Source organism: Roseomonas mucosa ATCC BAA-692 (genome assembly GCF_000622225.1).
Lineage (GTDB): Bacteria > Pseudomonadota > Alphaproteobacteria > Acetobacterales > Acetobacteraceae > Roseomonas > Roseomonas mucosa.
In genome coordinates this window covers 33,412-46,889 of record NZ_JHWD01000012.1, presented here as the reverse complement: position 1 = coordinate 46,889, position 13,478 = coordinate 33,412, and the positions used below count along the sequence as shown (strand labels likewise).

Sequence of the window (13,478 nt, the reverse complement as noted above, 5' to 3'; positions counted from 1 at the left end):
GAACGCCGGCAAGGCGTCCGTGAAAAAGGGAGGACCAAGGGGTTGCAGGAAGCCGTCTCGCCATCCGTGCCGGACCTCGCGCCGCCGGCCCCCGACTACCAGACCCTCCGCTTCGGCTATCGCCGTTCCGCCGACCAGGACGCCGCCCAGCCGGTCCGCCATCCGGTGGTGGTGGTCGGCGCCGGCCCGGTCGGGCTGGCCACGGCCATCGATCTCGCGCAATCCGGCACGCCGGTGGTGGTGCTGGACGACGACGACCGCCTCGCCGGCGGCTCGCGCGCCATCTGCTTCGCCAAGCGCACCCTGGAAATCTTCGACCGCCTCGGCTGCGGCCACCGCATGGTCGAGAAGGGCGTGGTCTGGAACTGCGGCAAGGTCTTCTTCCGCGACGAGCCCGTCTACAGCTTCGACCTGCTGCCCGAGACCGGCCATGCCCGCCCGGCCTTCGTCAACCTGCAGCAATACTACGTCGAAGGCTTCCTGCTGGAACGCGCGCGGGAACTGCCGAACCTGGAAATCCGCTGGAAGAACAGCCTCGCCGGCCTGCGGCACGCCCCCGGCGGCGTGTGGCTGGAGGTGGAAACGCCGGACGGCCCCTACAGCCTCCAGGCCGACTGGCTGGTCGCCGCCGATGGCGGCCGCAGCCCCACCCGCCGCCTCATGGGGCTGGAAAGCAGGGGGCAGGTCTTCCGCGACCGCTTCCTGATCGCCGATGTGCGGATGGAGGCGGACTTCCCCTCCGAGCGCTGGTTCTGGTTCGACCCGCCCTTCCACCCCAACCAGTCCGTGCTGCTGCATCGCCAGCCGGACCAGGTCTGGCGCATCGACTTCCAGCTCGGCTGGGACGCCGATCCGGAGGCGGAGAAGTGCCCCGAGAAGGTCATCCCCCGCGTCAGGGCGCTGCTGGGCGAGGACCGCGCCTTCACCCTGGAATGGGTCAGCGTCTACAGCTTCGTCTGCCGCCGCATGGACCGCTTCCGCCACGGCCGCGTGCTCTTCACTGGCGACGCCGCGCACGGCGTCTCCCCCTTCGGCGCGCGCGGCGCCAACAGCGGCGTGCAGGATGCCGAGAACCTCGCCTGGAAGCTCGGCCTCGTGCTGCGCGGCGCTGCGCCGGAGGGCCTGCTCGACAGCTATGACGGCGAGCGTGTCTTCGCCGCCGACGAGAACATCCGCAACTCGACCCGCAGCACGGATTTCATCACGCCGAAGAACGAGGCCAGCCGCGCCTTCCGCGATGCCGTGCTGGACCTGGCGCGCGACTGCAACTTCGCCCGGCGCATGGTCAACAGCGGCCGCCTTTCCGTCCCGGCGGTGCTGCGCGATTCTCCGCTGAACACGCCGGATGCCGACAGCTTCGCCGGCGCCATGGTGCCCGGCGCGGTGGCGGCGGACGCGCCCGTGTCCCAGGATGGGAGGCACCGGGACGGGGAGCCGGAATGGCTGCTGCGGCATCTCGGCGGCACCTTCACCGGCCTGCTCTTTGCCGCGGCGCCGCCTGCGCCCGGCCTGCTGGCCGCCCTGCGCGCGCTCGATTCCGGCGCCGTGCCGATGCGCCTCGTGGTCCTTCGCCCGGCCGGCTCCGCGCCCTTCGCCGTGGAAGGCGCCACGGTGCTGGAGGATGCGGAGGGCCTGGCCTGGGAACGCTACGATGGCGGGGAAGGGGGCTTCTATCTCCTCCGCCCCGACCAGCATGTCTGCGCCCGCTGGCGCACCGCCGACCCCGCCCGCATCCTGGCCGCGCTCGCCCGCGCCAGCGGCAATGCCTGAAGGGACGCCCGCCATGCCCGGCACGCTGAACACCGAACCCAACCTCGATGCGCCGGACGACTTCTACGCCGCCCTGGTCGATGCCCAGCGCGGCCTCACCCCGGCGCAAAGCCAGCAGGTCAATGCGCGCCTCGTCCTGCTTCTTGCCAACCATATCGGCGATGCCCGGGTGCTGGAGCAGGCCCTGGCCCGTGCCCGCCAGGGCATCCTCCCCGCCGGCGCCGACGAGACCCTGCGCGTCACGCAATGAAGCGTGGCACGAACCGAACAGAACGAGGACCACGCCATGTCATTCGCCAGCACCACGGACCTCGCCGAGAAGAAGGTCTCCTTCGAGGAGCTCGGCCCCGGCCTCTACGGCTACACCGCCGAGGGCGACCCCAATTCCGGCGTGATCATCGGCGACGATTCCGTGCTGGTGGTGGATGCCCAGGCGACGCCGCGCATGGCGCAGGACGTGATCGCCCGCATCCGCACCGTGACCGACAAGCCGGTGAAGCACGTGGTGCTCTCGCACTACCACGCCGTGCGGGTGCTCGGCGCCTCGGGCTACGAGGGCGCGGAGATCATCGCCTCCGACGTCACGCGCGACATGATCGTGGAACGCGGCCAGCAGGACATGGACAGCGAGATCGGCCGCTTCCCGCGCCTGTTCCAGGGCAAGGAAAGCATCCCCGGCCTCACCTGGCCCCACATCACCTTCCAGCGGAAGATGACGCTCTGGCTCGGCCGGCGGGAGGTGCAGATCATCCACATCGGCCGCTCCCACACGGCGGGCGACACGGTGGTCTGGCTACCGGAGGAGCGCGTGGCCTTCGCCGGCGACACAGTGGAATTCGGCGCCACCCCCTATTGCGGCGACGCGCATTTCACCGACTGGCCGGACACGCTGGCGGCGCTGAAGGCGCTGGGGCCCAGGGCCATGGTGCCGGGCCGCGGCCGCTCGCTGCTCACGGAGGCCGATATCGCGGAAGGCATCGAGGGCACCGCCTCCTTCACCACCGACCTCTTCCGCATCGCGAAGGAAGGCGTGGCCGCCGGCCAGGAGCTCGGCGAGATCTACGCGGCCGCCATGGAACGGATGCGCCCGAAATACGGTCACTGGGTCATCTTCGAGCACTGCATGCCCTTCAACGTCAGCCGCGCCTATGACGAGGCGCGCGGCCTCGACCGCCCGCAGATCTGGACCGCCGAGCGGGACGTGGAGATGTGGCGCGCCCTGGAAGGCAGCCGCCCGGTGAAATCCGCCGAGCTGGAGGGCTGATCCCGCTCAGCCCGCCTCTTCCTCCGCCTCCCCGTGCCCGGCTTCCTCGCCCAGCATCTCGCGCGCCCGCGCGCCGATCTTGTCGAGGATGCCGTCGAGCTGCCGCCGCTCCGCCTCGGTCAGCGCCGAGGCCAGCGCCGCCTGCAGCGTCAGGGCCAGCGGCACGATCTGGCGATAGGTCGCCAGCCCCTGCCGCGTCAGGCTCAGGATCTGCGCCCGCTGGTCGCGCGGATGCGCGCGGCGGTCCAGCAGCCCCTTGTCGGCGAGGCGGATCACGGCGCGGCTGACCCGCACCCGGTCCATGCCGGTGCGCTCGATCACCTCCTGCGTGGTGGGCGAGCCCTGTTCGCCCACCACCGCCACCACGCGCCATTCCGGGATGCTGAGGCCGAAGCGTTCCTGGTAGCGGGTGGCGAAGAGGCCGCTCACCGCCTCCGTCACCACCGACAGGCGATAGGGGAGGAACTCCCCCAGGACCAGCGGGCGGGGGGCCTCCGCACCGGCTTCCGCCGCTCTGGTCCCGGACCGCGCCGCGCGGGCCGCATTTCGTGCTTTCGATATCATATGAGACGATATAAAATCCCTTGCCGAACCATCATAACCGGCTCTGACCCGGATCGGGAGCAAGACGCATGAACCAGACCGTGAAGCCCGCGCTGGCCCCCTCGATGGCGGCACCGTCCACCGCGGCGAACCAGGCGGCCTACCTGTCCGGCTTCGGCAACGGCTTCGAGACGGAGGCTCTGCCGGGCGCCCTGCCCATCGGCCGAAACTCGCCGCAGCGCTGCGCCTACGGCCTCTATGCCGAACAGCTTTCCGGCTCCCCCTTCACCGCGCCGCGCGCCACCAACGAGCGTTCCTGGCTCTACCGCATCCGCCCGACCGTGACGCATTGGGGCCGGTTCCGGAAGATCGGCGCCGGCCTCTGGCGCACCGCGCCCTGCACCGAGGTGGAGATGGCGCCGGCCCCGCTGCGCTGGGACCCGGTCCCGCTGCCGGAGGGGCAGGGCACGGGCTTCCTGGAAGGCATCCGCACCATCACCACGGCCGGCGATGCGGCGACCCAGGCGGGCATGGGCACCCATCTCTATCTCGTCACCCGCTCCATGCGCGACGAGTATTTCTACAACGCCGATGGCGAGATGCTCTTCGTGCCGCAGCAGGGCGATCTGCGGCTCTGGACCGAATTCGGCATCATCGACATCGAGCCGGGCGAGATCGCGGTGATCCCGCGCGGCGTGAAGCTCCGCGTGGAACTGCATGACGAACAGCCGGCGCGCGGCTATCTCTGCGAGAACTACGGCGGCGCCTTCACCCTGCCCGACCGTGGCCCGATCGGCGCCAACTGCCTGGCCAACCCGCGCGACTTCCTGACCCCCGTGGCGGCCTACGAGGACCGCGACGCGCCCTCGACCCTCACCATCAAGTGGGGCGGCAGCCTGTGGCGCGCGGAGATCGCGCATTCGCCGCTCGACGTGGTCGCCTGGCACGGCAACTACGCCCCCTACAAATACGACCTGCGCCGCTATTCGCCGGTCGGCCCGATCCTCTTCGACCACGCCGACCCCTCGATCTTCACCGTGCTCACCTCGCCCTCCGAGACCCCCGGCACGGCGAACATCGACTTCGTCATCTTCCCCGACCGTTGGCTGGTGGCCGAGAACACCTTCCGTCCGCCCTGGTACCACATGAACGTGATGAGCGAGTTCATGGGCCTGATCTACGGCGTCTATGACGCCAAGACCGGCGGCGGCTTCGCGCCGGGCGGCTTCTCCCTGCACAACACCATGCTGCCGCACGGGCCCGACCAGCCTTCCTTCGAGAAGGCGAGCAGCGCCGAGCTCAAGCCGCACAAGCTGGAAGGCACGCTGGCCTTCATGTTCGAGACCCGCTTCCCGCAGCGCGTCACCCGCTTCGCCGCCGAGGCGCCGCAGTTGCAGTCCGACTACGCCGGCTACGGCCTGGGCCTGCGCAAGAACTTCGACCCGAGCCGACCCTGAGCAGCCGCACCGTGAGAGACAGCATGACAGAGACCGCCCCCGACGCCACCCACGACCCCGCGCGCCGCTCCTGGGTGCCGGGGGCGGACGGGCACGCGGATTTCCCGATCCAGAACCTGCCCCTCGGCATCTTCTCCCCGCCGGGCGGTGCGCCGCGCGGCGGCGTGGCGATCGGCGACCAGGTGCTGGACCTCCCGGCTGCGCTGGCCGCCGGACTCTTCGCCGGGGAGGCCGCCCGGGCGGCCGGGGCCGCTTCCGCCAAAACGCTGAACAGCTTCTTCGCCCTCGGCGCCGGCCCGCGCCGCGCCCTGCGCGTCCGCCTGTCGGAGATCCTGTCGCTGGGCAGCGACGACCGCGCCCGGGCCGAGCCCTGCCTGCGGCCCGCGGCGGACTGCACCCTGCACCTGCCGGCGCAGGTCGGCGACTACACGGATTTCTACGTCGGCATCCACCACGCCACCAACATCGGCAAGGTCTTCCGCCCCGACAATCCGCTGCTGCCGAACTACAAGTACGTGCCCATCGGCTATCACGGCCGCGCCTCCTCGCTGCGCGTCTCGGGCACCGGCATCCGCCGGCCGAAGGGCCAGTTGAAAGCGCCGGAGGCCGAGGCGCCGCGCTTCGCCCCCTGCGAGCGGCTGGACTACGAGCTGGAGCTCGGCATCTGGGTCGGCCCCGGCAACGAGCTCGGGGAACCTGTCCCGGTGGGCGAGGCGGCCTCGCATGTCGCGGGCTACTGCCTGCTCAACGACTGGTCGGCGCGCGACATCCAGGCCTGGGAATACCAGCCCCTCGGCCCCTTCCTGGCCAAGAACTTCGGCAGCACGCTCTCGCCCTGGGTGGTGACGCCGGAGGCCCTGGCCCCCTTCCGCATCGCCCAGCCGCCGCGCCCCGAGGGCGACCCGGCCCCGCTGCCCTATCTGCTGGACGAGGCCGACCAGCGCGCCGGTGCCTTCGACCTGGAGCTGGAGGTGCTGCTCGCCACGGCCCGGATGCGCGAGCAGGGGCTGCCGCCGCACCGCGTCTCGCTGTCCAACACGCGGCACATGTACTGGACCGTGGCGCAGATGATCGCGCACCATACCAGCAACGGCTGCAACCTGCAGCCGGGCGACCTGCTGGGCTCCGGCACGATCTCCGCGCCTGATCCCACGGGCTTCGGCTCGCTGCTGGAAACCACGCGCGGCGGCAGGGAGCCGCTGGTGCTGCCTTCCGGCGAGAGCCGCCGCTTCCTGGAGGATGGCGACGAGGTCACGCTGCGCCTGCGCGCCCGCCGCGACGGCGCCGCCCCCATCGGCTTCGGCGAGTGCCGCGCCACGATCCTTCCGGCCCGCTGACCTTGGCGAAAGGCGAGACGATGCGCCTGCATGGCTACTTCCGCTCCTCCGCCGCCTGGCGCGTGCGGATCGCCCTGAACCTGAAGGGCCTCCGCCCCGGCCAGGCCTTCCACCACCTGCGCCATGGCGGGCAGCGGGCGCCGGACTATCTCCGCCTGAACCCCCAGGGCCTGGTGCCCGCCCTGGAGACCGGCGAGGGGACGGTCCTCACCCAGTCCCTGGCCATCTGCGAATGGCTGGAGGAAGGCTGGCCCGAGCCGCCGCTGCTGCCCTCGGGGCGCGACGCCCGCGCCCGGGTCCGCGCCTTCGCCCAGGTCATCGCCTGCGACACCCATCCGGTGCAGAACCTCAAGGTCCTGGCCCGGCTGCGCGGCCTGGGCCTGCCGGAGGAGGAGGTCACCGCCTGGGCCCGCTGGGCGATCGGCGAGGGCCTCGCCGCCTGCGAAGCGCTGATCCGTGGCGAGCCCGGCCCCTTCTGCTTCGGCGCGGCCCCGACCCTGGCCGACATCGCGCTGGTGCCGCAGCTCGGCAATGCCCGCCGCTTCCGCTGCGACCTCACGGCCCTGCCGCGCCTCCTGGCGGCGGAGGCGGCCTGCAACGCCCTTCCGGCCTTCGCCGAGGCCGCCCCGGACCGCCAGCCCGACGCGGAATAGTACGAACGGCGGAATGCACCGGGGCCATCCCCGGGGGAGAGGCCCTGCCTCTCCGCCCGGACCCCCTCACCGCCAGGACACTGCGTGCCCTGGACCCGATGTGTTGGCGCTTCCGGCAAAGGCCAGTTCCTGGGGCTGATCCCGCCAGGCAAGCGGAAACAGCGGGAGCCGGATGAAGGAAACATCCTCTCCGCGCGTGGCGCCTGCCGTCGCCGGAGAGCCAGGCTCTCCGGCGCGGTCCGTCCGCAGCAAGCGCCAAGCGACCGGCAGGTCCAGGAGCCACTGGCTCCTGGCGGATGGGGGGTATCGGGGGGAAGGCAGGGCCTTTCCCCCGGGCCACGCGCCCCACAGCCGCATGGGTCGGGCCCCGCCACCGCAAATGCCCCTTGCTTCCCTGGCCACCCCGCGATATAGGAATAAAGTCAACGCGATACCCCATCGCGCGCGCCCCTCCCGGCGCAGCGTCGCCTGCCCCCGAGGTGGAGTTCGAGCCGCACCCGTCCGGCCGGATAAAGGCCTAAAATCCTAAAGTGCCAAAGCCCGAAAACGATACGGAGAGCGGAAGGCTCCGGCCCGGCTTCGCTGCCCGCACGATCTGGTTCCGGCAGATGACCGGCCCCATATCCGCAGGGTGGAAACATCGCTCCCACCATGCCCCAACTGAACTCCAGCGCGATCGAGCGCATCGAGCACGATCCCGGCTCCTCCCTGCTCGCGGTCTGGTTCCGGCAGGAAAGCGGCCGGCAACGCGGCCCCTACCTGTTCCAGGGCGTGCCGCGGATGCTCTACGAGGAATTCGCCCGCTCCCCGTCGCCCGGCAGCTTCTACAACCGGCGGATCAAGGACCGCTTCAGGATCGCCGCCTGGACGGACGATCCCGCCGGGGCATCCCTCCCGGGGCCCTAGGGAAACGCCCCGGAAGGCGCCCCTATGCCGGGCAGGGGCGGGCGGTTCCGCCCCGAACGGGGCGCAGATCCGCCTCCCGCCCCGTGACCCGGAGCGCAAACCGTACCATATAACACTCCGAACCCCGTTTTCCCCGATCTCCGGAGGGCCTCCGCATGTCCGCCACGACCACCCAGGACGCCAAGCCGCAGGAGCGCGAGCCCGTCCCCGTGACCGTGCTCACCGGCTATCTCGGCGCCGGCAAGACCACCCTGCTGAACCGCATCCTCACCGAGAATCACGGCCAGAAATTCGCGGTCGTGATCAACGAGTTCGGGGAGCTCGGGGTGGACAACGACCTCGTCGTCGATGCCGACGAGGAGGTCTTCGAGATGAACAACGGCTGCATCTGCTGCACCGTGCGCGGCGACCTGATCCGCATCCTGGGCGGCCTGATGAAGCGCCGCGACCGCTTCGACGGCATCATCGTGGAAACCACCGGCCTCGCCAACCCGGCGCCGGTGGCCCAGACCTTCTTCGTCGACGAGGACGTGAAGAAGGCCACCCGGCTGGATGCCATCGTGACGGTGGTGGACGCCAGGCACCTGCTGGAACGCCTGGGCGACAGCCCGGAGGCCGAGGAGCAGGTGGCCTTCGCCGACCTGATCGTGCTGAACAAGATGGACCTGGTGACACCGGAACAGGCCGACGAGGTCGAGCGCCGCATCCGCGCCATCAACCCCACCGTCGAGATCCGCCGCGCCACCAAGTCCGACATCCCGGTGGAAAGCGTGATCGGCCGCGACGCCTTCAACCTGGAGCGCATCCTGCAGCGCGAGCCGGAATTCCTTTCCGGCGAGGACGAGCACAGCCATGACAGCGAGGTGCTGAGCGTCTCCTTCGAGGTGGACAAGCCGGTCGACGAGGCGAAGTTCAACGCCTGGATCAGCGAGGTCCTTGCCACCCAGGGGCAGGACCTGCTCCGCACCAAGGGCATCCTCTACTACAAGGGCCAGGAGGGCCGCCGCTTCGCCTTCCAGGCCGTGCACATGATCGCCGACGGCGACTACATCCCGCTCGCCGCCGCCGATGCCGAGGGGCCGCGCAAGTCGCGCATCGTCTTCATCGGCCGCAACATCAACCGCCCCCGCCTGCGCCGCGGCTTCGAATCCACGGTCGCCGCCTGATGTCGGAAACGCTCGGCAACGTCGATTTCGTGCTGGAAAGCCGGGGCACCTCGCGCGACCTCGGCGCCTGGGTGGTGGGCGCCGCCTTCGGCCATGACGGAGGCTCCGCCGCCTTCGCCCTGGGCGACGGCACGCTGCATCTGGCCGACCTGCGTGACCTGTCCGGCGAGTGGCGCCGGGTCGGGGCGCATGACGGCGCCGCCCAGTCCCTGGTGCCGGACTGTGCCGACGGCTACCTCTCCGGCGGCGACGACGGCCGCCTGCTGCGCACCAGCCCGGCGGGCGAGGTCATGGAACTCGCCAGCTTCGGCATGATGAAATGGGTGGAACACCTCGCCACCCATCCCTCCGGCGTGCGCGTCGCGGCGGTGGGCAAGGCGGTGCATGTCCTGGACGGCAAGGGAAAGACCCTCAAGACCCTCGCCACCCCCTCCACCGCCGGCGGCGTCGCCCTCGATGCCAAGGGCAAGCGGATCGCGGCCAGCCACTACAACGGCGCCTCGATCTGGTTCGTCGCGGCGAAGGAGGACAATCCGCGCAAGCTGGACTGGAAGGGCAGCCACCACGCCATCGCCTTCTCGCCCGACGGCACGCATGTCGTCACGGCGATGCAGGAGAACGCGCTGCACGGCTGGCGCCTGACGGACGGGCAGCACATGCGCATGTCCGGCTACCCGTCCAAGACCCGCTTCCTGTCCTTCACGCCCAAGGGCCGCTGGCTCTGCACCTCGGGCTCCGAGGCGGTGATCTGCTGGCCCTTCTTCGGCGGCGGCCCGATGGGCAAGGCGCCGGAGGAGATCGCGGGCGGCGACGGCGTGCTCTGCACCGCGGTCGCCTGCCATCCGAGCCAAGAGGTCTTCGCCGCCGGCTTCTCCGACGGGCTGGTGCTGATGGCGGAGATCGCCTCGGGCAAGATCGTGCCGCTGGCGGCACCCGGCCGCGGCCCGGTCTCGGCGCTGAGCTGGAACAGCACCGGAACGCATCTCGCCTTCGGCAGCGAAACGGGCTTCGCGGCGTTGATCGACCTGGCGCGCCGGTAACGGGCGCCGGGGCCTCGCCGGCGGGCGGCGCCTCTGCCGCCAGCGCCGCGAAGCAGCCCCGGGGAGCCCCGCTTGATCGACGACCTCTGGTACAAGAACGCCGTCATCTACTGCCTGTCGGTCGGCACCTACATGGATGCCAATGGCGACGGCGTCGGGGATTTCGAGGGGCTGACCCGGCGCCTCGACTACCTCCAGGGCCTGGGCATCACGACCGTCTGGCTGATGCCCTTCCAGCCCTCGCCGGGCCGCGACAACGGCTACGACATCCAGGACTATTACGGCGTCGATCCCCGCTACGGCACGCTGGGCGACTTCGTGGAGTTCACCCATGCCTGCCGCCAGCGCGGGATGCGAGTGATCATCGACCTCGTGGTCAACCACACCTCGGACCAGCATCCCTGGTTCCAGTCCGCCCGCCAGGACCCGGATTCGCCTTATCGCGACTGGTATGTCTGGGCCGACCGGAAGCCCGCCCATGCGGACCAGGGCGTCGTCTTCCCCGGCGTGCAGGACAGCACCTGGAGCCGCGATCCCGTCGCGAAATCATGGTACTTCCACCGCTTCTACGAATTCCAGCCCGATCTCAACACCGCCAACCCGCATGTCCAGGCGGAGATCCTCAAGATCATGGGCTTCTGGCTGCAACTCGGCGTATCCGGCTTCCGCATGGATGCCGTGCCCTTCGTCATCGCGAAGAAGGGCCCCGGCGTCACCAAGCCCGTCGAGCAGTACGACATGCTGCGGAGCTTCCGCGAGTTCCTGCAATGGCGGCGCGGCGACGCCATCATCCTCGCCGAGGCCAATGTGCTGCCGAAGGCCGACCTTCAGTATTTCGGCGACGACGGCGACCGCATGCACATGATCTTCAACTTCCAGGTCAACCAGGCGCTCTTCTACGCCCTGGCCAGTGGCGACAGCGGGCCGCTGGCAAAGGCCATGGAGAAGACGAAGCCCCGCCCCGCCACGGGGCAATGGGGCCTGTTCCTGCGCAACCACGACGAGCTCGACCTCGGCCGCCTGACGGCGAAGCAGCGCCAGACCGTCTTCGACGCCTTCGGCCCCGATCCCTCGATGCAGCTCTACGGGCGCGGCATCCGCCGGCGCCTCGCCCCCATGCTCCAGGGCGACCGGCGCCGGATCGAGCTCGCCTACAGCCTGATGATGACCCTGCCGGGCACGCCCGTCCTGCGCTATGGCGACGAGATCGGCATGGGAGACGACCTGAGCCTTCCGGAGCGCGAATGCGCCCGCACGCCGATGCAGTGGTCGAGCGAGCCGCAGGCCGGCTTCACCAGAAGCGACCATCCGGCGAAACCCGTCATCTCCGGCGGCGCCTACGGCTTCGAGCATGTCAACGTGGCCGATCAGCGGCGCGATCCGGATTCCCTGCTGAACTGGACCGAACGCATCATCCGCATGCGCAAGGAGGTGCCGGAGATCGGCTGGGGTGATTTCAGGATCGTGCCCACCGGCACGCCGGAGGTGCTGGCGGTCCGCTACGACTGGCGCCGCAACTCCGTGCTGGTGATCCATAACCTCGGCGCCGAGGCGAGGGAGATCACGATCGACCCGGGCGCCGAAGGCTCCCACGACAGCCTGCTGGTGAACCTCCTGTCCGGCAACCACAGCCGCCCCGACAAGCGCGGCCGCCATCGCATCCTGATGGAGGCTTATGGCTACCACTGGTATCGCGTCGGCGGCCTCGACTACCTGCTCCGCCGCAGCGAAGTCTGAAGGCGTCCGATGGGGCCACGGCGGAATGCGGGAACGGCCGTCTCCGGCATGTGAGCGGTTTCGTGAAGGATTGACATTGCTGTCCCGGGCCAGCCACGCTTTCTTTGTTTTGCAAAGGCGCACTGTGAAGAACTTCACTGTGAAGCCGGTAAATATGTAAGGTCTGTAAAGAGATGTCCCGGACCCTGATCGGTCCCACGATCCGCCGCCTGCGCCAGGAGCGCGGCGTCACCCAGCAGGCGCTCTCCGCGAGGCTGGGCATTTCCGCCAGCTACCTGAACCTCATCGAGCACGACCAGCGTGCCGTCACCGCCTCGCTCCTGCTCAAGCTGGCCGATGCCTTCGGCGTCGACCTCGCCGCCCTGTCCGGCCAGCGCGAGAAGCAGGTGGAAACGGGACTGCGGGAGGTCCTGCGCGATCCGTTGCTGGGGCTGGAGGCCGTGCCGGAGGCCGAGTTCGCCACGCTGGTCCAGGGCTCGCCCACGGCGGCCCGCGCCATGCTCGCCCTCTACCGCGCCCTGCGCGTGGCGCGGGAGGATGCCGGCGGCATCGCCCTGCCTTCGGGCCGGCGGCTGATCCTGCCGACCGAGGAGGCGCGGGACTTCTTCCAGGACCGTGCCAACCACTTCCCCCTGCTGGAGGAAGCCGCCGAGGCGATCGGCCGGGATCTGGCCGAGGGCGGCGCCGAATCGGGCCATGCGATCGGCGAGCGGCTCCGGACGCGCCACGGCGTCTCGATCTTCGTCGGCCCCACCGAGGGCAACCTGCGCCACTACGACCCCGCCACCCGCAGGCTCGACCTGTCGGAGGACCTGACGCGCGAGAGCCGGGCCTTCCACCTTGCCTTCCAGCTCATGCTGCTGGAGGCGCGGGAGGCGGTGGAGGCCTGCCTCCTGCCGCAGCCGCCCTCGACGCCGGAGGCCGCGAACCTGATCCGCATCGGCCTGCTGAACTATGCCGCCGCGGCGCTGCTGATGCCCTACGAGCCCTATCGCGCCGCCGCCGCCGAGCTGCGCCACGACCTCGACCGCCTCGCCACGCGCTTCGGCGTCAGCTTCGAGCAGGCCGCCCAGCGCCTGACGACGCTGCAAAGGGAGGAGGCACGCGGCCTGCCCTTCTTCTTTCTGCGCGTCGATCCGGCGGGGAATGTCGGCAAGCGCTTCTCCGCCGCCGGCTTCCCCTTCGCCCGCTTCGGCGGCTCCTGCCCGCGCTGGATCGTCCACAACGCCTTCGCCACGCCGGGGCGGCTGCGGGTGCAGGCGGTGGAACTGCCCGACGGCGCCGCCTTTCTCTGCCTCGCCCGTACCGTGGAGGGCCGGACCGCCCGTTGGGGCGAGCCGGTGCCCGTGCATGTGGTGGCGCTGGGCTGCGAGATCTCCCGCGCCGGGGAGGTGCTCTACGCCGACGGGCTGGACCTCGACCGCGCCCGCGTCGGCATCGGCCTGTCCTGCCGCCTCTGCGACCGGCCGGACTGCCGCTCTCGCGCCTTTCCACCCCTGGCGCATCGCCTCGCCATGGACCCCAGCACCACCGGCTCCACCCCCTTCCGCTTCCGGCAGGAGGCGGAGCTTCCGGCGCCGGCCTGAGGGGGAGGCAGCCGGCCGG

At 70.5% G+C, this 13,478-nt stretch carries 12 protein-coding genes; 11 read left to right on the top strand and 1 reads right to left on the bottom strand.

Features of this window, described 5'->3' with window-relative positions:
- The first annotated feature begins 42 nt into the window (after positions 1 to 42).
- The 3 genes from BT98_RS0113510 to BT98_RS0113500 are packed head-to-tail and all read left to right on the top strand — an operon-like array spanning position 43 to position 3,034.
- Entirely contained in the window at positions 43 to 1,770 is a 1,728-nt protein-coding gene (locus BT98_RS0113510; protein WP_237719391.1) for an FAD-dependent oxidoreductase, read from the top strand.
- Between the two features lie 13 nt (positions 1,771 to 1,783).
- Positions 1,784 to 2,020, top strand: coding sequence for a DUF2783 domain-containing protein (locus BT98_RS0113505; protein ID WP_019462150.1), 237 nt, complete (start codon positions 1,784 to 1,786; stop codon positions 2,018 to 2,020).
- A gap of 36 nt (positions 2,021 to 2,056) precedes the next feature.
- Entirely contained in the window at positions 2,057 to 3,034 is a 978-nt protein-coding gene (locus tag BT98_RS0113500; protein ID WP_019462149.1) for an MBL fold metallo-hydrolase, read from the top strand.
- 6 nt (positions 3,035 to 3,040) lie between these two features.
- Here the strand turns inward: BT98_RS0113500 and BT98_RS0113495 are convergent, their stop codons facing one another.
- On the bottom strand, positions 3,041 to 3,598 hold the full coding sequence (locus tag BT98_RS0113495) for a MarR family winged helix-turn-helix transcriptional regulator (protein WP_019462148.1): 558 nt from the start codon (positions 3,596 to 3,598) through the stop codon (positions 3,041 to 3,043).
- 68 nt (positions 3,599 to 3,666) lie between these two features.
- Here BT98_RS0113495 and hmgA point away from each other — a divergent pair, with 68 nt between their 5' ends.
- The 8 genes from hmgA (at position 3,667) to BT98_RS0113450 (ending at position 13,459) form a co-directional block, all read left to right on the top strand.
- Entirely contained in the window at positions 3,667 to 5,034 is a 1,368-nt protein-coding gene (gene hmgA, locus BT98_RS0113490) for a homogentisate 1,2-dioxygenase (protein WP_019462147.1), read from the top strand.
- A gap of 23 nt (positions 5,035 to 5,057) precedes the next feature.
- Positions 5,058 to 6,371: a fumarylacetoacetase gene (gene fahA / locus BT98_RS0113485; RefSeq protein WP_019462146.1), complete on the top strand. Its 1,314-nt coding sequence runs from the start codon at positions 5,058 to 5,060 to the stop codon at positions 6,369 to 6,371.
- Positions 6,372 to 6,391: 20 nt separating this feature from the next.
- On the top strand, positions 6,392 to 7,024 hold the full coding sequence (maiA, locus tag BT98_RS0113480) for a maleylacetoacetate isomerase (protein WP_026033386.1): 633 nt from the start codon (positions 6,392 to 6,394) through the stop codon (positions 7,022 to 7,024).
- A 651-nt stretch (positions 7,025 to 7,675) separates the two neighbouring features.
- Positions 7,676 to 7,930: a KTSC domain-containing protein gene (locus tag BT98_RS24360; RefSeq protein ID WP_019462144.1), complete on the top strand. Its 255-nt coding sequence runs from the start codon at positions 7,676 to 7,678 to the stop codon at positions 7,928 to 7,930.
- A 155-nt stretch (positions 7,931 to 8,085) separates the two neighbouring features.
- Complete coding sequence (locus BT98_RS0113465) at positions 8,086 to 9,096, top strand: CobW family GTP-binding protein (RefSeq protein WP_019462143.1); 1,011 nt, start codon at positions 8,086 to 8,088, stop codon at positions 9,094 to 9,096.
- Entirely contained in the window at positions 9,096 to 10,136 is a 1,041-nt protein-coding gene (locus BT98_RS0113460; protein ID WP_019462142.1) for a WD40 repeat domain-containing protein, read from the top strand. Before BT98_RS0113465 ends, BT98_RS0113460 begins: the two co-directional genes overlap by 1 nt.
- A 72-nt stretch (positions 10,137 to 10,208) precedes the next feature.
- Entirely contained in the window at positions 10,209 to 11,873 is a 1,665-nt protein-coding gene (locus BT98_RS0113455; RefSeq protein ID WP_019462141.1) for an alpha-amylase family protein, read from the top strand.
- 173 nt (positions 11,874 to 12,046) lie between these two features.
- Positions 12,047 to 13,459: a helix-turn-helix domain-containing protein gene (locus tag BT98_RS0113450; protein WP_019462140.1), complete on the top strand. Its 1,413-nt coding sequence runs from the start codon at positions 12,047 to 12,049 to the stop codon at positions 13,457 to 13,459.
- The last annotated feature ends 19 nt before the right edge of the window (positions 13,460 to 13,478 follow it).